We start from the raw sequence: 22484 nt of genomic DNA, 5'->3' as shown, positions 1-22484 counted from the left end.
ATTGATGAAAAATATTTTAGAGTATTTAGAAGAATCATCAAATAAATATTTTACAAAATCAGTATTTACTGATCAAAATAGAGAATTAACATATGGAGAATGTATTCAATATTCTAAAAAAATCGGAACTCAATTATTAGAACTTCATAAAACAAGACAACCTATTGCAGTTCTTATGGATAAAACAGTAGAGAGTTTAACAGCTTTTTTTGGAGTTGTTTATAGTGGTAATTTCTATGTGGTTATTGATTCAATGATGCCATTAGATCGTATTGAAAAGATTTTTGAGACTTTACAGCCACTTGCTTTAGTATCAGATTATCAACATCAGGAAGTTGCACAAAAACTTCATGACAAAGTCTATTATTTTGAAGACCTCATCAATATTAATATTGATGAAGATGGGTTATCTCTTATTAGACAACAGATGATCGATACTGATCCTTTATACGCTTTGTTTACCTCTGGCTCAACTGGTGTTCCTAAAGGTGCTATTTTATCACATCGTAGTGTTATCAATTATGCGACTTGGTATAAAGAAACATTTGATATAACAGATCAAACTCAGTTTGGGAGTCAAACACCATTTTACTTCAGTATGTCTGTTTCTGATGTGTATAGCACAATTATGTCTGGAGCCACTTTGCATATTATACCAAAATCATTATTTTCATTTCCAATTAAACTGATTGAGTATATGAACATAAAAAAGGTAAACACCATTTATTGGGTACCTTCAGCACTATGTATAGTTGCAAATCTAAAAGTTTTAGATTATATGGCATTGGATTATGTAGATAAAGTTTTGTTTGCTGGAGAGGTCATGCCAACCAAGCAATTAAATTATTGGATTCACAAAATTCCAAATGCTTTGTATGCAAACTTATTTGGTCCTACAGAAACAACTGATATATGCACGTATTATATTATTGATAGGGAATTTAAAGATGATGAAATTTTACCAATTGGTAAGTCCTGTAATAATTGTGATATATTCTTACTTGATGAGAATAATCATGAAGTCTTGGATAATCGTGAAGGAGAATTATGTGTAAGAGGGTCATTCTTGGCAATGGGTTATTATAATAATGAAATGAAAACAAAAGAAGTTTTTGTACAAAATCCTTTAAATAAGGCTTATCCTGAAATCATTTATAAAACGGGTGATCTTGTTAAGTATAATGAAAGTGGTGAACTTATTTATATAACTCGTAAAGATTTTCAAATTAAACATATGGGTTATCGAATTGAGTTAGGAGAAATTGAGGCAGCTGTGAATTCTTTAGATAAAATTCAAAGCAGTGCAGTTATTTTTGATGAAATGAAAGATAAGATTGTTTTGATATATACTGGGAAAATTGATGATATTAGTATTATGGAAGGCATTTCGTTGAGAGTTCCAGACTACATGAAACCGAATGTTATTGTCAAAGTAAAAGTAATGCCATATAATCAGAACGGAAAAATTGATAGAAAATGGCTTAAGGGTCATTATGAAGAATTGGGAGGAAAATAAAGTGGAAGAATTATTAGATATTTTAAAGGGTTTGAAACCTGGAGTTGATTTTGAAAATGAGAAAAATTTAATTGAAGATAGGTTGTTAGATTCATTAGATGTTATGAATTTAACAGTTGAATTGAATGATGAGTTTGATATCGAAATCACACCTTTAGATATATTGCCTGAAAATTTTAAATCTATTGAAACAATTTATGCATTAATTACACGTTTACAAGACGAAGGATAGTATGGCTTATACAACTTATGTTTATTTAATACTCTTTTTAGGAAGCACTTTTCTTCTTTATACGGTGTTTCCTAAGAAGTATAAGTGGTTGGTTTTATTAAGTGCAAGTTATCTTTATTATATTGCTGCTAGTCGTTTATGGTTAATTGTTTTTCTTTTCATGACAACATTAACTGTTTATTTAAGTGCAATATGGCTAGATAAAATTAATGACTTATTTCAAAGTGTTAAGAAATTATTAGATAGAGATCAAAAGAAGTCATTTAAAGAGAAATTATTATGGCAAAAGAAAATGGTAATGATTTTAATGTTATTGATTAACATTGGAACATTAGCATTTTTAAAGTATTTTAATTTTTTTGGAGATGTACTCAATTTTGCTTTATTAGATCATATGAATATGCATATTCCAATGCTAAAATTATTTTTACCACTTGGAATATCTTTCTATACATTACAAGCAGTAAGTTATGTTATTGATGTTTATAGAGGTAAATATAAGGCTGATAGAAATTTTGGAAGAGTTGCTCTATTCTTAGCATTCTTTCCAACTATTGTAGAGGGGCCTATTGCACGATATGATCAAGTTGCTCAGCAATTGTTTGAAGGACATTCATTTCATTATGTAAATTTAACACAGGGTGCCCAACTCATTCTATGGGGAATGTTTAAAAAAATTGTCATTGCAGACAGAGCAAATATGTTAGTAAACCATGTTTTTAATGATTATACAAAATTTTCGGGATTAAGTGTGATTATAGCAGTTATTTTTTATACGATTCAATTGTATACAGAATTTTCAGGAGCAATGGATATTGTTAGAGGTAGTGCACAGATTTTTAGTGTCAATTTACCAGAGAACTTTAGACAGCCTTTCTTTGCCAAAAGTATTAATGAGTTTTGGCAAAGATGGCACATAACTTTAGGTGCTTGGTTAAGAGATTATGTATTTTATAGCGTTTCTTTGTCAAACCCTTTTAAAAAATTTAATCACTTTGTTAGAAAGCATTGTAATGAGTATTTTTCTAAGCTTTTGCCTGCCACTACGGCATTATTTTTTGTATGGATATGTAATGGATTGTGGCATGGAGCTAGTATAAAATATGTTATGTATGGTATGTATTATTATACGATTATGGTTATTGGAATGTTTATGGAGCCTGTTTTTATTAAGGTATCAGAGAAATTGCATATTTGTAAAGAAAGAAATTATTTTAGAGTTTTCCAGATTTTGAGAACTGTTTTTATTGTCAATATTGGGATGTTGATTTTTAGAGCTGATAATTTGTCTATTGCTTTTGATATGTTTATTTCTTGTTTTAGAAATATAAGTTTTCAAATTCATCCATTAACTCATCTTGGCTTAAGCAGTTTAGATATGTTAATTGTTATTCTTGGCATCATAGTTGTTTTTATAGTTGGAGTTATGAAGGAAAAAGGATTTCATATAAGGGAAAGTGTTGCAAAGTGGCATATTGTTCCAAGGTGGACTTTCTATATTGCTGGATTATTTATTGTTATTATTTTTGGTGCATATGGTAGAGGATATGACATTGCTAGTTTTATTTATGCACAGTTTTAGGAGGATATATGAATAAAAAAGAAAATGTTAAAAAAAATATTATTGATTTCTCTAAAATTGTTATCTTCTTATCTATCTGTGGAGTTTTATTATGGTGTATAACGCCTATCTTTGTACCAAAAAATAATACAAAAAAAAGTGGTATTAAATATGAAAATGCACGAGGGTTTTATGGTGAAAGACATAATAGCATAGATATTTTTGCATTAGGAAATAGTGATTTGTATAGTGCCATGAATCCTTTAGAATTATGGAATAGTCATGGTTACACGTCTTACGTTTGTGCTGAACCTTCACAAAATATATTTTCTGCATATTATTTACTAAAAGATATTTTTACCTGTCAAAAACCTAAACTTGTTATTTTAGAAGTTGATCAGCTTTTTACTCGCAATGAAGCAGATGATATTGATGATGCATTTAATAATATTCTTAAGAATAAGTTTCCATTATTTGAGTATCATAGTCGCTGGAAAAATTTAAAAACAGAAGATTTTACAAATAAGGTTTCTTATATTTCAAGAGTTGAGTCAAAGGGATATATCTATCATAATAAAGCAAGGCCAAATAAATTAGGATTCAAGTATATGAAAAATAAGAAGAATTCTACAATAACTATGACAACAAAAATGTATATGAAAAAAACAATAGAATTAGCCAAAAATCATGGAGCAGATGTTCTATTGGTTTGGTATCCTTCTGCAACGACAGGAACTATAGATCGTCATAAGGCAGTTCAAAAACTTGCTGATCAATATAATGTTCCTTTTATAGATTTTAATGTTAATCAATATGATACTGGGTTTAATTGGCTAACTGACACAAGGGATGGGGGCAATCATTTGAATTATAATGGTGCTAAAAAGATGACAAAGTATCTAGGTAAATATTTAATTGAGAATTATCATTTGATCGATCATCGTCAGGACAATGCCTATAATCAATGGAATTTAGATTACCAATCATTTATGAAAAAGAATAAATTATTATAGATATTGATTTGTTTATCAAATATGATATAATAAGTCTTGCCATTACAATAGGCGGCTTCGAACCATGTCAGGACCGGAAGGTAGCAGCATTAAGAATGTCCGTTTATGTGTAGTGGCTTTTTTAAAGGAGATTAATTTGTATGACTGATATTGAGTATATGAAATTAGCTTATCAAGAAGCAATAAAAGCAAAAGATATTGATGAAGTTCCTATAGGTGCTATTATTGTTAAGGATGATTGTGTTATCGCATCTGCTTATAATCAAAAAGAGTCAAAGCGAGATGTCACTGCTCATGCTGAGATGTTAGCTATTCAAAAGGCCTGTAAAATATTAGGAACATGGCATTTGGATGGCTGTACTCTTTATTCTACATTAGAACCTTGTATGATGTGTAGTGGAGCTATTATTCAAAGCCGTATTGCTAAAGTCGTGTATGGAGCAAGTGGTCAACGTTGGCACGGAATTTCTCAATATCTTCATAATCATACATTTAATCATTATCCTGATATTACATCTGGAATATTAGAAGAAGACTGTTGTCAATTGATTTCCGATTATTTTAAATCAAAGAGACATCGTTTTTAATCAAGATATCAAGAAGATATCTTTTTATTATCTTTTGATGATAAATAAAATATGCTATAATTGACAAAGGAGTTGATATTATGGCATATAAAACATTATATAGAGTTTATCGTCCACAAAGGTTTGACGAAGTTGCTGGACAAGAACATATTATTACAACATTGAGACATGCTGTTGAAGAAAATAAAATTGCTCATGCCTATTTGTTTTGTGGACCTCGAGGTACTGGAAAAACAACAATTGCAAAATTATTAGCAAAAGCAATCAACTGTACTGGTAATCCAAAACCATGTGATGAATGTGAGAATTGTAAAGAGATCGCTTCAGGTAATCATCCTGATGTTATAGAGATAGATGCAGCTAGTAATAATGGAGTTGATGAGGTGAGAAATTTGATTGATAAAGTCAAATATGCTCCTACTCAAGGTAAGTACAAGGTTTATATTATTGATGAGGTACATATGATGTCTACAGGTGCCTTTAATGCCTTATTAAAGACATTAGAGGAGCCACCAGCACATGTTGTTTTTATTCTTGCAACAACAGAACCTCATAAAATTTTGCCAACAATTATATCTCGTTGTCAAAGATTTGATTTTATGAAATTGAGTTTAACTGAAATCGTTAATCGTATGAAAAGCGTAGTTGAACAAGAAAACTATATTTGTGATGATGAAGCTTTAGAAATGATTGCAAAGCTTGCAGATGGTGGAATGAGAGATGCATTATCAATATTAGAGCAATGTTTGGCATATAATGATCAACATCTAACAGTACAAGATGTTAATCATATATATGGAATTGTATCATTAGAAAATAAAATTGATTTCATAAAGGTTCTTTTGTCTAAAGATATGAAGAAATCATTATTTATTTTGGATGAAATGAAAACAAATGGTATTGATATTAAGAGATTAACATTGGATTTAGTTGATATTTTAAAAGATATTATTATCTATAGAAATACAAGTGATAGTTCTATATTATTTGTTCTTTCACAATATTATTTAGATATGATAGTGCCTTATATATCATGTGATGAAGCATTTGCATTCATTGATGTTTTAATGGATGCAAGTGAAAAATATGCTAAAGTTATTAATCCAGCTATATATTTTGAGTTAGCCTTGTTAAAAATGTGTAATCAAGTTCAATCGAAAAATGGAGAACTCATTGATAAAGTAGATATTCCTCAAACAGAATCTATCCAATATGTGAACGAAACTCAAGAGGTTAATACAGAAGCAATGGGAGAAGTTATTGAAATGGATAAACCCATTTTACAATCTCAAAATAACAGTAATCAAGTTATCTATGAGGATATTGATGAACAAATAGGTGAACCATTAATTGAAGAGGAGCTAATCTTAGAAGAATCTCAAGATATTATTCAAGAGGATATTCCTACATTCGAGTTTGAGAAACAAGAGGATGTGGAACAAAGCATAGATAATGATATAAAAGTAGATCGTGCAGATATTATGAATATTCTTGTACAGGCACGAAGAGAAATACTGGAAAGTATTCAAGAGAGATGGCCAATTATTAAGCGCTATTTGGCTAACTTAAATACAGCTAAGAGTGCAGGTATGCTTTGTGATGGTACAGCTGTTGCTGCTTGCCCAGGTGGTTTTATTATTGCTTTTGAATTCCAACCAGCTGTTAATGCCGTTAATTATTATAAGAATTATAAACAGTTGAGTTCTTTTTTAACAGAAATACTTGGACAAGAATATCGGTTTGTAGCTATTCAGCAGGATGAATGGATTCAAATGCGTAGTCAGTTTATTGATTTAAAAAAGAGAGGACAACTCCCTGAACCACATAATTTAACTCTTAAACATATTGATTCTCATGATTTAGATCATGTTGATTTAAATGAGGCTCAAGAATTTGCAGTTAAATTATTTGGTGATATTGTAGAGTTTAAGGAGGATTAAAAATGAATTTTGCTAACTTAGTACAACAAGCCCAACAAATGCAAAAGAAAGTGGCTAAGGCAAAGAAAGAATTTGATGAGAAGGAATTTGATATTGCTTCTCAAAATGATATTATTACTGGTAAAATCAAAGGAAGTCTTGAAATAACAGAATTACATATTGATCAATCTATGATGTGTACTGAACATCAAGAAGATGTTCAAGATCTATTAATGATTACTTTGAATCAAATGATTAAAAAGATTAATGATGAAAGAGAAGATACAGTCAATAAAGTTACTAATGGCGTAGATGTATCTGCATTCTTATAATGGAATATCCTAATAGTTTTGAAGAGTTAGTTGAATGTTTTAAGATGTTACCTGGAATAGGAACAAAAGGTGCTGAGAGAATGGTCTATCATATTCTGGCAATGGATGACGATCAGGTACAAAGGTTCTCACAAGCATTAATTGATTTTAAAAGTAATATTCAATATTGTCAAAGATGTGGTCATATTTGTGAAGGTGAACTTTGTGAAATATGTCTAGACCAACAGCGAGATCAAACGACAATCTGTGTTGTGGAATCACCTAAGGATGTATTTGCAATGGAAAAACTAAAAGAATATCGAGGATTGTATCATGTTTTACATGGAACAATGTCGATAATGGATGGAAAAACAATAGATGACTTAAATATTCAGACTTTATTCGATAGATTAGATGAAAATATCAAAGAAGTCATAATTGCTACAAATCCGACAAGAGAAGGGGAGACAACAGCGTTATTCTTGGCTAAGTTATTAGCTAAACAAAACATACCAGCTTCAAGAATTGCAAATGGACTCCCAATCGGGGGGAATTTGGATTATGCTGACGAATTAACTCTATTGAAATCTCTAGAAGGAAGAAAGAAACTATAAATCATCTCATATAATTAATGAGGTGATTTTTTTATGAGAAAAATAACAACAATCTTTTTTAGATTGCTTTTTGCAACAATTACTATATTTATTATTAATGCATTTGAACCATTGACACATATTAATTTATCATTAAATATATTTAATATATTGATGATTTCAATATTTGATGTTTTTGGTGTTGCTTTATGTATTGTATTAAAATTTATACTCTAGACGATTAAAGAAATAATGCTTTATATCTTCTCTATTTTTTTATATAATAGAGAAAGAAACGAGGTGTTATTAGTGTCTGGGAAATTTATAACTTTTGAGGGTGGCGAAGGTAGTGGAAAAACGACTATTGCTGCAATGGTTAAAGAAGTTCTAGATAAAGAAGGTTATCGAGTTACTTTAACAAGAGAGCCAGGTGGAGTCGAAATAGCAGAAAAAATTCGTGATATTATTCACGATGTAAAATATACAAATATGGATAGAAAAACAGAAGCTTTATTATATGCTGCAAGTCGACGCCAACATTTAGTAGAAAAAGTCATTCCTGCATTGGAGAAAGGTGAAATTGTTATTTGTGATAGGTTTGTTGATAGTTCGATGGTATATCAAGGATTAGCACGAGGAATTGGTATTGATGAAGTTTATAATATGAATTTATTTGCTACTGAAAATATTTTACCTAATCGTACTGTATTTTTTGATATTAAACCTGAAGCTGGATTACAACGAGTTTATGCAAATAAGGAACGTGAAGTTAATAGATTAGACTTAGAAAATATTGATTTTCATGAAAGAGTGTATGAAGGATATTTAACTATTTGTAATAGATTTCCTGAGCGTATAGTGAAAGTTGATGCTAGCCAAGATATTGAAGACGTTCTATTTCAAGTCCTTGAAAAGATAAGAGAAATTTTATGAATTTAAAAGATAATTTAAAGAAAGAACAACCTATACTTTATCAGATATTAACAAAGAGTTTTCAAAATGGTAAAATACCCCATGCTTTCTTATTAGTTGGAAAGAATGCTAGTCTTCCTGCTCACTATATTGCTAAGAGTTTGATTTGTGAAGATGATTTACTTGCATGTGATAACTGCAATGATTGTAGACGTATTGGTCAACATAATTATGCTGATCTAATATATCTTACAGGGAGAGATGAATCAATAAAAAAAGGTGATGTTGAAAATATTCAAGAGCAGTTTTCTAAATCATCTATTGAGGGTAAAGCAAAGATATATATGTTGGAGAATATTGAAAATTCTACTGTAGAAGCAATGAATAGCCTATTAAAAATATTGGAAGAACCAATTCCCGGTATTTATGCGATTTTTACTTGCCAAAATATTAATCGTGTATTACCTACTATTCAGTCTCGATGCCAAGTTATACAATTATTACCTAATTCTAAATCTTTGCTAAAAGCAGAACTGATAAAAGCTGATATACCGACTGATGATATTAATGTTTTAACTGAATTGTTTGAAACATTTGAAGAATGTAAACCATATATTGAATCTGAGGTATTTGATAAGTTAAAACTTGAAGTTTATCATTTTATTGAGGATATGTATTTTCATAGGGATAATTTATTAATTAATGTTGAGACTCATTTGTTAAAAGATTTTAAGGATAAAGCATCAATTCAACTTTTCTTAAATATGCTAGTTTTAGGGTTAAGGGATTTGTTTCACGTGAAACAATCTATGGAACTTACCTATTCCTCATATAAGAGTTTATTTGAAAAGATTGAAGATAGTCCAGAAAATATTATTGAGAAAATAGATTTAGTTTTAAATACAGAATATTTATTAAGCACGAATGCAAATGTCCTTTTATTAATGGATAGTATGATGTGTAATATATAGAAAGGAATTAATATGGAAGAAAAATTAGCGCTTGTACGTTTTAATAATGTTGGTAAATCGTATTTTTTTTCAACTGATTTAGATGTACATAAGGGTGATAAAGTTGTTGTTGAAACAATTAGAGGATTAGAGTTAGGTGAATTAATATCTGAACTTAAAGATATTTCTGAGTTTAATTTAGATACTGAGTTAAAAAGAGTAAAAAGAAGAGCAAATCGTGCTGATCTTGATTTGTTTGAGTTTAATAAAACAAAAGCAATGAAATCATTAGAAATTTGTAAAACAATTGTAAATGAATATAAGTTAGATATGCATTTAGTCAATTGTGAATATACTTTAGATGCATCAAAAGTTATATTTATGTATACTTCTGAGAGTCGTGTGGATTTTAGAGAACTTTTAAAGGAGTTAGCAAGTGTCTTTAAATGTAGAATTGAATTAAGACAGATAGGACCAAGGGATAAATCAAAAATTGTTGGTGGAATTGGTTCATGTGGTTTACCATTGTGTTGTTCTTCATTTTTAGGAGAATTTGATGGTGTAACAATTAATATGGCTAAAAATCAAATGTTAGCAATAAATATTGATAAGATATCTGGGGCTTGTGGCAGATTGTTATGCTGTTTAAAATATGAAGATGAAGCATATACAATCGAGAAAAGACGTTTTCCAAAATTAGGATCTCGAGTAAGGTTTGAAGATAAGATAGTTAAAGTTATTGGCTTAAATGTTATTAGTGATTTAGTTAAAATTGATTATGATGGAAATATTTCATTTGTTTCATTAAACGATATCAAAATTTTACCACCAAAGGATCATAAAAATGAGCAACGAGGTCGTTAATTATTTACTAGCATATAATGATATGAAAATTATCCAAAGAAAAGATATGTTTAATTTTTCTTTGGATACTGTTTTATTAGCATCATTCTGTACTCTTAATAAAGATTTACATAAAATTATTGATTTTGGAACAAATAACGCTGCAATTCCACTATTATTATCAAGAAGAACAGATAAAGAAATTATTGGTATTGAAATTCAAAAAGATGCTGTAGAACTTGCAATTAAGAATGTAAAACTGAATCACTTGGAAAATCAAATTACTATAATCCATAATGATATTAAAGACTATGTACAGACAAGTGAGAAATTTAAACTTGTTGTATGTAATCCTCCTTTTTTTAAAGTAGGAGAGAGAAGTCATATCAATGAGAATGAATATCTTCAAATAGCAAGACATGAAATAAAAATCAATTTAGATGAGATTATTCAGTCTGCTGCTAGAATACTTGATAATAAAGGTCGGTTCGCAATGGTTCATAGGCCAGATCGAATGATTGAAATTATAAATATTATGCAAAAATATGATATTGAGCCTAAACGTATACGATTTGTATATCCTAAATTTGGTAAAGAGTCACATATATTTTTAATTGAAGGAATGTACAAAGGAAATAAAGGAGTTAAGATCGAATCTCCATTATATGCTCATGAGGAAGATGGAAGTTATACAAAGGAAGTCAGAAGAATGTTTGGAGAAAAAGATGATGATTAGACAGAAGAGTTTTGAAAACAAAAAACCTACTTTATTTTTAGTAGCAACTCCTATTGGTAATTTAAGTGAAATGACATATAGAGCAGTTGAAACTTTAAAGAGTGTACAGTTTATAGCTGCGGAAGATACAAGGAATACAATTAAACTTTTGAACCATTTTAACATTACAACAAAGCTAATTTCTCATCATGAACATAATATAGTTACATCTATCCCTAAAATCATTCAATTGTTACAAGATGGATATGATATTGCTTTAGTTAGTGATGCAGGATATCCAGCAATAAGTGATCCAGGCTATGAACTAGTGAAGGAAGTTATTTCAAATGGCTATAATGTTGTACCAATATCTGGAGCAAATGCCTGTCTTAATGCCTTAGTAGTATCTGGCATAACTCCTCAGCCATTTCTATTCTATGGTTTTTTAGATCATCAAGATAAAAAGAAGAAAAAGGAATTAGAAGATTTAAAGAATTATAAAGAAACTATAGTATTCTATGAAGCTCCACATCGTATCAAAAAAACCTTAAATCATATGCTTAATATTTTTGGTAATAGAAATATAGCATTATGTAGAGAAATAACAAAGAAATATGAAGAAATTAATAGAGGTTCTATAGAGGAAATTTTAACTGTTGTAGATGATATGAAGGGTGAAATGGTTATTGTTGTTGAGGGATGTCATGAATCTACTGAGGAAGTCGTTTTTGAACAGTCAATAGAAGAACATGTTAGTGAATATATAGCAAAAGGAATGTCTACAAAAGATGCTATAAAGGAAGTATCAAAACAAAGAAAAATATCAAAGAATATTGTGTATCAAGAATATCATAAAAAATGAGTATATTTATATATTCATTTTTCTTTTTGAATAAAGTATAATAAAAGTATAGTAAAGGAGAGGAAAAATATGATTTATACAGTAACTTTCAATCCATCTATTGATTATTTGGTTCATGTTGATCATTTTAAGATAGGTGAAGTTAATAGAACAAATTCAGAAAAGATATTACCAGGTGGTAAAGGTATTAATGTTTCAATTGTCTTAAATAATCTTGGAATTAAAAGTATACCTTTTGGTTTCATAGCTGGTTTCACTGGTCAAGAGATAAAAAGACGAATTGAAGATGATTTTGGTATACAGACACATTTCATTAAAATAGAAAATGGTTACTCGCGAATTAATTTTAAAATGAAGAGTGATGAAGAAAGCGAAGTCAATGGGAATGGTCCAGAGATCAATAAATATCATTTAAATGAATTTTACCAAAAACTAGATTGTTTAGAAGTGGGAGATATTCTTGTTTTATCTGGAAGTATTCCTAAATGCCTTTCCAATGATATTTATTATAGAATTATGGATTATCTAAAAGATAAGGAGGTTAAAGTTGTTGTAGATGCAACTGGAGACTTATTATTAAAAGTACTAGAACTTAACCCTTTTTTAATTAAACCAAATAAGCATGAATTAGAAGAAATGTTTCACGTGAAACTTTTTGATAAAAAAGATATCATAATATATGGTAAGAAATTACAAGATATGGGAGCAAAAAATATCCTTATATCTATGGCTGGTGAAGGCGCTATATATATTTGTGAAAATGGAAAAGTATATATGAGTGATGCTCCTGAAGGCATTGTTAAGAATTCAGTAGGTGCTGGAGACTCAATGGTAGCTGGGTTTATAGCAGGCTATATGAAAACAGAGAGTTATGTTCATGCATTTAGAATGGGAGTGGCAACAGGAAGTGCGAGTGCATTCTCAGAAGAATTAGCAAGGGAGAGTGAAGTTCTCAATTTATTGAATGAAGTCCATGAGGTAGAATATGAATATTAAAGATCTATTGAAAGAAGATAGTATCATATTAAATGAACATAGTTCCAATAAGGAAGAAGTTATTGATACATTAATTGATAAGCATTTCGAATGTCATCATATTACAGATAAAGAAAAATTCAAACAAGCGATTATGGCTAGAGAGAAATTATCAAGTACAGGTATAGGCCACATGATTGCTATACCACATGCACAAAATGAGACGGTAAAGTATCCATCATTAGTAGCAATGGTAGATAAGGATGGTGTTGATTTTGATTCTTTAGATAAAACTCCTGTTAAACTAATTTTTATGATAGCAGTGCCAAAGGAGGGAGGTACGAATCACTTAGAGATACTTGCAGAATTAAGTCAAATACTCATGGATGATAAAATTATTAAAAATCTAATTAACGCTCAAACACCTAAACATTTTATTAATATTTTAACTAGCAAATTAGACATAAAAAATAATAAACAAGAAAATGATAAATTTGATGTTGTTGCTGTAACAGCATGTCCAACAGGAATAGCACATACATATATGGCCGCTAAATCACTAGAAGAGACAGCATTAAAAATGGGTGTTAAAATAAAAGTTGAAACAAACGGTGCAAGTGGTGTTAAAAATAAATTAACTAAAAAAGATATTGAACATGCAAAAGCTGTTATAATTGCAGCTGACAAAAAAGTTGAAATGACAAGGTTTTCTAATAAAAATATAATTCAAGTACCTGTAGCTGAAGGAATACATGAACCACAAAATTTAATTGAACAAGCTATGAATTATAATGAAGAAGAACGACTCCAAAAGGATAAAAAGAAAGTAGAGAAAAGTTATAAAAAAATTAAAAATATCTATAATCATTTTATGAATGGAGTCTCTCGACTTATACCAATTCTAATGATATATGGTATTATTAGTCAAATAATGATTATGTTAGGCATTGATCAATCATATTACATATATAATGATGCAGAATTAGGATGGTTTATGAATTTAAATCTAGAAAATATCCCATGGCTAGCCATTATGTTTTCAGGATGCCTATTTTCTGCTTTTATAGCAGAAAGCATAAGTGAAGTACCAGGTTTCACGGTAGCATTATTCTCATCGTTTATTTATATGAATCACAATCTAGGAATAATTGGAATGATAGTTATAGGATTTGTATCTGGTTATCTTGTATTAGGATTAAAGAAATTATTTTCATATATTCCAGAGCTAATGGATAGTCTTGTTCCAAATTATTTGTTGCCATTATCAGGTTTTGCTATTATGACGATTATTTTAACTTTTCTACCTCAAAGAGCAATTGATTATCAATATCAGGATCAAATTTTAGTATTAAGTCCAATACTTCTGATAATTATAGGTTTTGTTCTAGGAGCAATGATGTCAATTGATATGGGTGCTCCAATAAATAAGATAGCATATAGTATAGGAATTATAGGTATTTTATTAAAAAGATTTGATTTCATGTCAGCGGTTATGGTTGCAGGAATGATTCCTCCAATTGTTATCTGGCTTTCTATTATGGTATATCCACAACTATTTAATGAAAAAGAAAAGTCAGGGAAATGGAGATGCTTGGTTAGAGGTTTATGCTTTGTAAGTGAAGAAGCTATTCCATATATGATTAATGATAAAAGAGGAATTCATTTCCCTTGTATTATTGCCTCTGGTATAGCTGGTGCACTATCTATGTTTTTTGGATGTAGCCAGATGTTTCCTCATGGTGGAATCGCTACTTTACCATTTATTACCAAGCCACATTTCTTTATGATTTCAATTTTTGCTTCTACTTTAATAGGTATGAGTTTTGTTTTATTATTCAAAAAGAATATAAATAATTCATAATAAGACATTTAAATAATTTATAGAAAAATTAATATACTAAAAATAAACTGATCTCCTTTTTTAAATTAAAAAAATTGCAATGTGCAATATACAATAATTAGAAATAAATGTATAAAGAGAAAAAAGTTTCATCATAATATATATGGTGATAAATAATGAAAGAAAGTAGAAAAGTCGTTCTAATTGGAACAGGAATGGTTGGTATGAGTATGGCCTATTCACTTATGAATACAGGAGGAATAGATGAACTTGTTCTTATTGATATTGATGAGGAAAAGGCAAAAGGTGAAGCCATGGATCTAAATCATGGAATTCCATATAGTACAAATAAAATGAAAATTAAATCTGGTAACTATCAAGAATGTAGAGATAGTGATATTGTAGTGATTTGTGCAGGTGCAAATCAAAAAGAAGGGCAAACAAGATTGGAATTAACAAAAATTAATACCAATATTGTAAAAGATATTGCTTTAAAAATTAAGAGCAGTGGGTTTAACGGTATAGTCATAGTAGCAAGTAATCCTGTTGATATACTAAGTTATGTTGTTTACAAAGTTATGGGTATAGATAAAAGTAAAGTTATTGGAACTGGAACGCTGTTAGATACAGCACGAATGGGATATTTACTGAGTGAATATATTGGTGTTTCAAGCGATGACATTGAAGCATATATTTTAGGTGAACATGGTGATTCGTCTTTTATTTCTTGGACAAATACTTATGTAGGATGTAAAACACTATTAGAATATGTTGATGAAAAGAATTTAGATATGAATGATTTAAATGAAATTTATGATGATGTTAGAAATGCTGCTTATGAAATTATTGAAAGAAAAAAGGCAACATATTATGGAATTGGTTTATCATTAAATAAATTGATTAATTCTATATTTAATGATACTAATAAGATTTTATGTGTGAGTGCATATTTGGATCATGAGTATAAACACAAAGATATTTATATAGGAGTGCCTTGTGTTATTAATAGAGAAGGCATTAAAGAAGTTATCCAACTTCCTCTTAATGGTGTTGATCAAGGTAAATTTGACGATAGTTATGAAATATTAAGAAAATTAAAAGTAGAGGTAAAAAAAGATTTGGGTTTATCTTAACCCAAATCTTTTCTAATACAAACGTCTATAATTATAAACATATTTTTCCCAATATCCAGCTAATTGTGAAGTTTTAACACATTGATTTGCATATTGTCCTCTTGTTCCAGAACCATTACCAGCAGCATGAACAAAACTTCCACCACCGATGTAAATACCAATATGAGCAACACCGCTACCATAACTAAAAGTAATGACATCACCTGGTTGTAATTGAGCTCTTGTCACTGCTTTACCACTTCTTGAATAACCAGCAGCAGTTGTACGTCCTATTTTGACGCCTGATTGGCGATGAGCCCATGCAACGAAACCTGAGCAATCGAAATATTTAGCATTAGGATTATCCAATCCCTGACCATCTCCAAAACCACCACCAGGAGCACCCCACCAATAACGTGCACCAAGTTTAGTTAAAGCCTTTTGGGCAATAGCATTTCCTTTCGCTGAAGAACCAGGAACATATGATCCTCCACCACCACTAGGGGCTTGTGACATCAATTGTTCAAGTGCAGCATCTATCTTTTGTTGAGCCGCAGATACTTTCTTTGCTTCTGCTTGGCTATCAGCAATATTTTTTTGTTGTGATGCTTTCAAATCAATTAATTTATCTTGTAGAGCTAATTGTGTGTTTTTTTGTGATTGTAATGCAGCTTTAGCATTAAGCAATGTTTCTTTTTGAGAATCAAGCGATTCTTTTTGTTTTGTTAAGTCTGCAACAAGTTCTTTTTCATAAGATGTAATATCATTAAGACTTGTGAGACGAGAGAAGAATGTTGTAAAATCTTCTGCTCCAAATAAGAAATCAAGCATCCAATTAGAATTATATGTTGTTTGCATAACATATAAGCGTTGTTTCATTTGTTCTTCTTTTTTAGTAATATCTTTTTTTACTTTCTCAATTGAAGAAAGAAGATAATTAATTTCACTTTCCTTAGATGAAATCTCTGAATTTAAAGTATTGATTTTAGAAGAAACCTGACTAATATCATTATTTGTATCACTGAGTTCCTTCTTTGTCTCCTTAATCTCATTTTTTAAATTACTATTTTTTTTACGAAGATATTCATTGAACTCTTCACAAGTTTTTTTATCTGATTTTTTAAGTGAAGATGAAGAACATAACTTTATGTACTTTGATTCATTACCAGCAAAATCATTAGCACCAACTTGATTAGATGAGACCGTCATTGTGAAAATAGAGCATATTACTAAAAAACTTAAAACTAATTTTTTCATTTGATCACCTCGCCTTCTCATTATAACATAAAATTTTGTAGAATGAACCACCAATATTTGTTAAAAGAAGAAATATATTGGGTTATTAGTATAAATAAAGATAGATTATACATAAGAATATGATTCTTTTTCATAAATTACAAATCATATCATATATATAAGAAAGTATAAAAATTGAGGCAAATGTAAAGACAATATAAAAAAATGAACATATAGTATTTTGAAGGAGGTGAATCAATGGTTAGAGATGGTATTGACGTATCCCAATATCAAGGACAGATTGATTGGGAGCTTGTACAAAAACACATTGACTTTGCAATTTTAAGATGTGGTTATGGACAAGACATTCCAGGACAAGATGATCCTACTTTTAAAAGAAATGCTGATGAATGTACAAGATTAGGTATTCCTTTTGGAGTCTACCTATATTCTTATGCAACAAATGAAAGAGAAGCACTTTCAGAAGCTAAACATGTTATGAGATTAATCCAAGATTATAAAATGGAATATCCAATTTATCTTGATTTAGAAGATCCAAGAGTTGGGAGATTAACAAATGAACAAATTGAAAGAAACTGTAGAGTATGGGCAGATGAATTAGCTAAGAATAACTATTTCCCAGGTTTCTATGCTTCATATTACTGGTGGACTTCTAAATTAACTGGTGCATTCTTTACTCGTTATACAAGATGGGTAGCACGTTATGCTGAAGAGTTAGGTGCTGAAGGTTTTGATATGTGGCAATATACAGATAATGGTTTTGTTGAAGGTATCAATGCTCCAGTTGATAGAAACTTTGCTTATAGGGATTTTCCAGCTGAAATCAGAGCAGGTGGTTTTAATAACTTTGAAGCAGAAGGACCACAACAGCCAGAACAACCTACAACAAATTATGAAGTAGGTGATCATGTGACATTCGATCATGTTTATATTTCTTCAGAAAGTAGCATACCTTTGATTCCATATATGAATCATGGAACAATTACAAGAATTGTTGCAGGAGCAAGAAATCCTTACCTAATAGGAAATGGGTTAGGTTGGGTTAATAATGAAAGTATTACAGGAACAATGCGTTATCTATCTAATCCGACATATAGAGGAGACTCTTTAGTAGATGCCTTAACACAAATAGGAGTAGATGCTTCTTTTGCATCACGTCGTGATTTAGCTAGAAAGAATGGTATTGAAAATTATACAGGAAGTGCAAAACAAAATTTAGAACTCTTACAATTGTTAAGAGAAGGTAGATTAAGACAATAAAGGAATTTCCTTTATTGTCTTTTTGTATGTACAATTGTTAATTTGTTAAAAAATAAATTTATATAATTTATTTTGGGATTAATAAAAAGAAAAAAATCATATTGTATTCATGTTTGTACAAGCGTATAATGATTGCGTATTAACGGAGGAGCAGTATGGTTTACGCAAAAACAAAAGATAAAGAAGAATGGAAAAAGCACGTAACTTCAATGTGTTGTGTTTTAATAGCTTCACTGATTATGTCAGTGAATATCAAATCATTTGTCAGAGCAGGAAATTTAATTCCAGGAGGATTTACAGGTCTTTCATTATTATTGCAGAGATCTGCCCTTGAATTTTTAGGAGTCAGTTTGCCTTATTCATTTATAAATATTGCTTTAAATGCAGTCCCAGCTTTTATTGGATTTAAAATGATTGGAAAGAAGTTTACAAGTTACTCAGTTATCATGATTATTTTAAATTCGTTTCTTGTTGATTTAATTCCAGTTGCACCAATTACATATGACCCATTGCTAGTATCTGTATTTGGAGGAATTCTTAATGGTATAGCGATTGTTATTGCATTATATGGAAAAGCATCTAGTGGGGGGACTGATTTTATTGCAGTTTATTTATCAAATAAATTAAAAAAACCATCTTGGAATTTTGTCTTTGGAATTAATGTTGTTATTTTAATGGCTGCTGGATTGTTGTTTGGATTCGAAGAAGCTATGTATTCTATTATTTTCCAATTTGTATCAACACAAATTATAGAAAGGTTTCATCAAAGAGACCAAAGGGTTACTCTGTTTATTGTTACAAGCAAAGCTCAACTCTTAGAACAAGAATTAATGAGTTATACTCATCATGGAGTTACACGTTTAGAAGGGCAGGGATGTTATTTAAAAGAAAATAAAGCATTATTATATACTGTTGTTGGAGCAGATGAAGTCAAAGATGTTGTTCATCTTGTAAAAGCATTAGATTCAAAGGTATTTATTAATACAGTAAAATCTGAAGGAATAACAGGAAGATTTTATCAAGAGCCTTTAGAATAGTTAAAAATATTATTTAAGTTCATATTAATAATTTCATGTAAAACAAAAAAAACAGATTAAATATCTGTTTGTAAGTTGTGGTTATATTCATAAAGAAAACTTTCAAGTATTTGAACATGTAATTGTTCATCTTTAATAATTCTATTTAAGACATCTTGAATAATAGGTTCATGAATGCATGAAGCCTGATGCTGATAAATTTGAATCGTATTTTGTTCTTGAATAATGGCATTTTCAAGCATTGTGTTAATCTGACGTGGATAGACATTATATCCAGGAGACCAATATTCTAAAAAATCATTTTGACAATCCCATAAACGAGGATCAACCCCAAGATGACAACACATTTTGGCAAAAATCTCTAAATGATGCATTTCAACAATACTAATCTTATGCATAGCTTGTGATAATTCAGGCCAAAGTTGTTCTAAAATAACATGGTTATAGAAGTATAAACTGACAGCATTCATTTCACATTGTAATCCACCAATATTAGAAAGAAGAATTTGTCCATAGGCAATATTCATGTCTAAATTGTCAATTGATGGATAGGGTTCATTGATATAATATTCCATATAAAAACCTCCATATTCTTATATATGAAGGTTTTTCTTATTTATTCAATGTTTTTTCAAACGCAATACGTGGTGCACCACTTTCAAGCATAATCTGGCCACATAATTCAAATCCATTTTTAGTGAGAAAACGTTGCATAGATTGATTATCATGGTGAGTATCAATACGAATACTATAAATATGATTTTGAAGACATTGTTCAATTGCAAAATCAAGAAGTTGTTTTGCAAGATTTTGTCCTTTATAATTTTCATCAACAACAATTCTATGTATGACAGCATAAGTCTGATTATTAGTTAACCATTGACCATCAATATCTTTATAACATGGATCGTCTTCAAAAGCAAAATACATAGTAGCCATAATATTATTTTGAAACAAAACATAGCTATGTCCCTTATCAATATCAGAATAGATATTTTCATCCTTTGGATAACCATCCTGCCATTGGTCAATACCATTGTTTTTAAAATAAAGTTGTGCTTGATGCACAAGCTTCATAATTGCTTGTACATCATTAACACTAGATTTTTTAATACTCATATTCTTCCTCCCTTAATCCATATATAATTAGATCATGATAGTTATTATTTTTATAGACATGTTTTTTTAAATAGCCTTCTTTTTGGAATCCATTTGCTTCTAAAACGTGACATGATGCAATATTTTCACTATAGATTTCTGCATATATTTTGGTAATTGTAAAATGACTAAAAAGATAATCACAAAACATTTTAACAACTCGCTTTGTAATTCCTAATCCCCAATATTGACTACCAATCCAATAACCAATTTCACAATTTTTTATAAAAACATCTTTATGAAATGTAGCACCTACACAACCAATACAAATTCCATCAACAACAATTCCAAAATCCAAAGCATTATGTTCTAAAGAATGAGTTATAAATCTCATTGCATGATCTAATGTATATGGAAAAGGAAAAGAATTCTTTAAATAGCGATTGACCAAAGGATCATTAGCATGAATTGCTAATTGGCAAGGGTCAATCTCATCTAATGATAAAAGTTCTATTTTCATATATCTCCTTAAGGAAGAGGCTTATCACTTGCAAGATACAGATCATACCATTCTTGCCTTGTCAATTTTATATTACAGGCAGCAACACTTTCTCTTAAATGTTTTATTGAAGTTGTTCCTAAAATAGGTTGCATACATGCAGGATGACGCAATAGCCATGCAATCGCAATAGCACTCTTTGTTACATGGTATTCATCAGCAAGCCTTTGCATGACATTATTTAATTTTAGATAATCAGGATTATCTAAAAATGTTCCTTCAGCCCATGAAGCTTGTACAACACTCCATGGCTGAATAGTTATATCCTTAAGACGACAATAATCTAAAACACCACCATCTTTATCTTGAGCCCAATTTTCTTTCATATTCATATTTAAACCAGCATCAATCATGACAGAATGGACAATGGACAATTGTAATTGATTGATAATAATAGGATGTTTCGTATACTTTTGTAAAAGTTCAATTTGGAATGGAGTATGATTAGAAACTCCAAAATATTTCACTTTCCCTGATTCATATAATTCATCAAATGCTTCAGCAACTTCCTTTGGATCACATAGAGCATCTGGTCTATGTAATAGTAGGATTTCTACATGATCAGTTTGTAATCTTTCTAATGAAGCATAGACGCTATTAATAATATGCTCTTTTGAAAAATCGTATCTTTTTCCTGGTATAATTGCACATTTTGTCTGTATAACCATTTGTTTTCTTAATTCAGGATTCCTACTTAAGACTTGTCCAAAAATTTCTTCAGATTTTCCACCACCATAAATATCAGCATGGTCAAAAAAATTAATTCCCTCATCTAAAGCAGTCTTCACTAATTCCTCAACTTCTTCAACACTCTTATTTGCAATTCTCATACAACCTAATGCTACTCTTGATACTTTCAGATCTGTATGAGGTAAATCAAAATATTCCATAATAATATCCTCCTATGTAGTTATTGTACTAAATTATGACTCTAATGTAAAAGAGGAAAAGAATGGTTTTTATAAATAATCAGGAAAATGATAGATAAAGACTGATATCTATATCTCAATTGTCTGACTTTACTTTTTAAGTTATAACTTATACAATAGAAGTATCATTATTGTATAATGGTTTATAGTAAAATATGAAAAATGAGTGAGGTGAAGAATATGGTTTATCATATTGTTAATATTGTTGTTTATATTATTTCTATTGCCCTGGCAATGATTGGTATGAGTTGCTTTAAATTTGAAGAATATATAAAAAGAACAAAGATTAGAGAATTTTACATATTTTATATTGTCACTTCAGTAGCCTTAGGATATTTATTTGCATCATTTGTTTTAACTTTTGGTTCTATGAGTTTTCAATTCTAAAATAAGGAGCAGAGCA

Annotated in this window: 25 protein-coding genes and 1 other RNA gene; 21 read left to right on the top strand and 5 right to left on the bottom strand. The window is 29.7% G+C overall.

Annotation, left to right across the window (positions count from 1 at the left end; genetic code table 11):
• The first annotated feature begins 4 nt into the window (after positions 1–4).
• From GQF29_RS08255 to GQF29_RS08170, 18 genes are all read left to right on the top strand, one after another.
• On the top strand, positions 5–1516 hold the full coding sequence (locus GQF29_RS08255; RefSeq protein WP_008789042.1) for an AMP-binding protein: 1512 nt from the start codon (positions 5–7) through the stop codon (positions 1514–1516).
• 1 nt (position 1517) lies between these two features.
• A complete protein-coding gene (locus GQF29_RS08250; protein WP_008789043.1) occupies positions 1518–1748 on the top strand; it encodes an acyl carrier protein in 231 nt (76 codons plus the stop codon).
• Between the two features lies 1 nt (position 1749).
• Positions 1750–3330 (top strand): MBOAT family O-acyltransferase, encoded by a 1581-nt coding sequence (locus GQF29_RS08245; protein WP_160340782.1) that lies wholly within the window; start codon positions 1750–1752, stop codon positions 3328–3330.
• Positions 3331–3338: 8 nt separating this feature from the next.
• Positions 3339–4322 (top strand): hypothetical protein, encoded by a 984-nt coding sequence (locus GQF29_RS08240; protein ID WP_117769108.1) that lies wholly within the window; start codon positions 3339–3341, stop codon positions 4320–4322.
• A 35-nt stretch (positions 4323–4357) separates the two neighbouring features.
• Positions 4358–4445: signal recognition particle sRNA small type (ffs, locus tag GQF29_RS08235), an RNA gene on the top strand.
• A 17-nt stretch (positions 4446–4462) separates the two neighbouring features.
• Positions 4463–4909 carry a nucleoside deaminase gene (locus GQF29_RS08230; RefSeq protein WP_008789046.1) on the top strand — a complete coding sequence of 149 codons (447 nt, stop codon included), beginning with the start codon at positions 4463–4465 and terminating at the stop codon, positions 4907–4909.
• A gap of 80 nt (positions 4910–4989) precedes the next feature.
• The gene (gene dnaX, locus GQF29_RS08225; protein WP_008789047.1) at positions 4990–6849 is read left to right on the top strand and encodes a DNA polymerase III subunit gamma/tau; all 1860 of its coding nucleotides are present in this window, start codon (positions 4990–4992) and stop codon (positions 6847–6849) included.
• A gap of 2 nt (positions 6850–6851) precedes the next feature.
• A complete protein-coding gene (locus GQF29_RS08220) occupies positions 6852–7160 on the top strand; it encodes a YbaB/EbfC family nucleoid-associated protein (RefSeq protein ID WP_054688798.1) in 309 nt (102 codons plus the stop codon).
• Positions 7160–7753 carry a recombination mediator RecR gene (recR, locus tag GQF29_RS08215; protein ID WP_054325221.1) on the top strand — a complete coding sequence of 198 codons (594 nt, stop codon included), beginning with the start codon at positions 7160–7162 and terminating at the stop codon, positions 7751–7753. The genes GQF29_RS08220 and recR overlap by 1 nt, the downstream gene beginning before the upstream one ends.
• 33 nt (positions 7754–7786) lie before the next feature.
• Positions 7787–7969, top strand: a complete 183-nt coding sequence (locus GQF29_RS08210) for a pro-sigmaK processing inhibitor BofA family protein (RefSeq protein ID WP_008789050.1) — start codon at positions 7787–7789, stop codon at positions 7967–7969.
• 72 nt (positions 7970–8041) lie between these two features.
• Positions 8042–8665, top strand: a complete 624-nt coding sequence (gene tmk / locus GQF29_RS08205) for a dTMP kinase (protein WP_117769109.1) — start codon at positions 8042–8044, stop codon at positions 8663–8665.
• Positions 8662–9615 (top strand): hypothetical protein, encoded by a 954-nt coding sequence (locus tag GQF29_RS08200; protein WP_117769110.1) that lies wholly within the window; start codon positions 8662–8664, stop codon positions 9613–9615. Before tmk ends, GQF29_RS08200 begins: the two co-directional genes overlap by 4 nt.
• A 12-nt stretch (positions 9616–9627) precedes the next feature.
• The gene (locus GQF29_RS08195) at positions 9628–10458 is read left to right on the top strand and encodes a PSP1 domain-containing protein (protein WP_008789053.1); all 831 of its coding nucleotides are present in this window, start codon (positions 9628–9630) and stop codon (positions 10456–10458) included.
• Positions 10439–11173, top strand: a complete 735-nt coding sequence (locus tag GQF29_RS08190) for a tRNA1(Val) (adenine(37)-N6)-methyltransferase (RefSeq protein WP_054325219.1) — start codon at positions 10439–10441, stop codon at positions 11171–11173. Before GQF29_RS08195 ends, GQF29_RS08190 begins: the two co-directional genes overlap by 20 nt.
• Entirely contained in the window at positions 11166–12014 is an 849-nt protein-coding gene (rsmI, locus tag GQF29_RS08185) for a 16S rRNA (cytidine(1402)-2'-O)-methyltransferase (RefSeq protein ID WP_008789055.1), read from the top strand. The genes GQF29_RS08190 and rsmI overlap by 8 nt, the downstream gene beginning before the upstream one ends.
• A gap of 69 nt (positions 12015–12083) precedes the next feature.
• Positions 12084–13010, top strand: a complete 927-nt coding sequence (gene pfkB / locus GQF29_RS08180) for a 1-phosphofructokinase (protein WP_008789056.1) — start codon at positions 12084–12086, stop codon at positions 13008–13010.
• Positions 13000–14850: a PTS fructose transporter subunit IIABC gene (locus GQF29_RS08175; protein WP_054688794.1), complete on the top strand. Its 1851-nt coding sequence runs from the start codon at positions 13000–13002 to the stop codon at positions 14848–14850. The genes pfkB and GQF29_RS08175 overlap by 11 nt, the downstream gene beginning before the upstream one ends.
• A gap of 155 nt (positions 14851–15005) precedes the next feature.
• Positions 15006–15962, top strand: a complete 957-nt coding sequence (locus tag GQF29_RS08170; RefSeq protein ID WP_008789058.1) for an L-lactate dehydrogenase — start codon at positions 15006–15008, stop codon at positions 15960–15962.
• Between the two features lie 12 nt (positions 15963–15974).
• Here the strand turns inward: GQF29_RS08170 and GQF29_RS08165 are convergent, their stop codons facing one another.
• Entirely contained in the window at positions 15975–17198 is a 1224-nt protein-coding gene (locus GQF29_RS08165) for a coiled-coil domain-containing protein (protein ID WP_160340781.1), read from the bottom strand.
• A 237-nt stretch (positions 17199–17435) separates the two neighbouring features.
• Between GQF29_RS08165 and GQF29_RS08160 the strand changes: the two genes are divergently transcribed.
• Both GQF29_RS08160 and GQF29_RS08155 read left to right on the top strand, forming a co-directional pair.
• A complete protein-coding gene (locus GQF29_RS08160) occupies positions 17436–18458 on the top strand; it encodes a glycoside hydrolase family 25 protein (protein ID WP_008789060.1) in 1023 nt (340 codons plus the stop codon).
• 155 nt (positions 18459–18613) lie between these two features.
• The gene (locus tag GQF29_RS08155; RefSeq protein WP_008789061.1) at positions 18614–19495 is read left to right on the top strand and encodes a YitT family protein; all 882 of its coding nucleotides are present in this window, start codon (positions 18614–18616) and stop codon (positions 19493–19495) included.
• A gap of 56 nt (positions 19496–19551) precedes the next feature.
• On the opposite strand, the gene GQF29_RS08150 is transcribed toward GQF29_RS08155, so the two are convergent.
• From GQF29_RS08150 to GQF29_RS08135, 4 genes are read right to left on the bottom strand one after another with little or no spacing between them, the layout of a single operon-like run.
• Positions 19552–20070 (bottom strand): ferritin-like domain-containing protein, encoded by a 519-nt coding sequence (locus GQF29_RS08150; protein WP_008789062.1) that lies wholly within the window; start codon positions 20068–20070, stop codon positions 19552–19554.
• 37 nt (positions 20071–20107) lie between these two features.
• Complete coding sequence (locus GQF29_RS08145) at positions 20108–20614, bottom strand: GNAT family N-acetyltransferase (protein ID WP_054688791.1); 507 nt, start codon at positions 20612–20614, stop codon at positions 20108–20110.
• Positions 20604–21113: a GNAT family N-acetyltransferase gene (locus tag GQF29_RS08140; RefSeq protein ID WP_008789064.1), complete on the bottom strand. Its 510-nt coding sequence runs from the start codon at positions 21111–21113 to the stop codon at positions 20604–20606. Before GQF29_RS08140 ends, GQF29_RS08145 begins: the two co-directional genes overlap by 11 nt.
• Before the next feature lie 8 nt (positions 21114–21121).
• Complete coding sequence (locus tag GQF29_RS08135; protein WP_008789065.1) at positions 21122–22042, bottom strand: aldo/keto reductase; 921 nt, start codon at positions 22040–22042, stop codon at positions 21122–21124.
• Positions 22043–22261: 219 nt separating this feature from the next.
• On the opposite strand from GQF29_RS08135, the gene GQF29_RS08130 reads away from it, so the two are divergent.
• Positions 22262–22468 (top strand): DUF1146 domain-containing protein, encoded by a 207-nt coding sequence (locus tag GQF29_RS08130; protein ID WP_008789066.1) that lies wholly within the window; start codon positions 22262–22264, stop codon positions 22466–22468.
• The last annotated feature ends 16 nt before the right edge of the window (positions 22469–22484 follow it).

Origin of the sequence: Coprobacillus cateniformis (assembly GCF_009767585.1) — a bacterium.
Classification (GTDB): Bacteria; Bacillota_I; Bacilli_A; order Erysipelotrichales; family Coprobacillaceae; genus Coprobacillus; species Coprobacillus cateniformis.
This window is presented reverse-complemented; position numbering and strand designations above follow the sequence as displayed.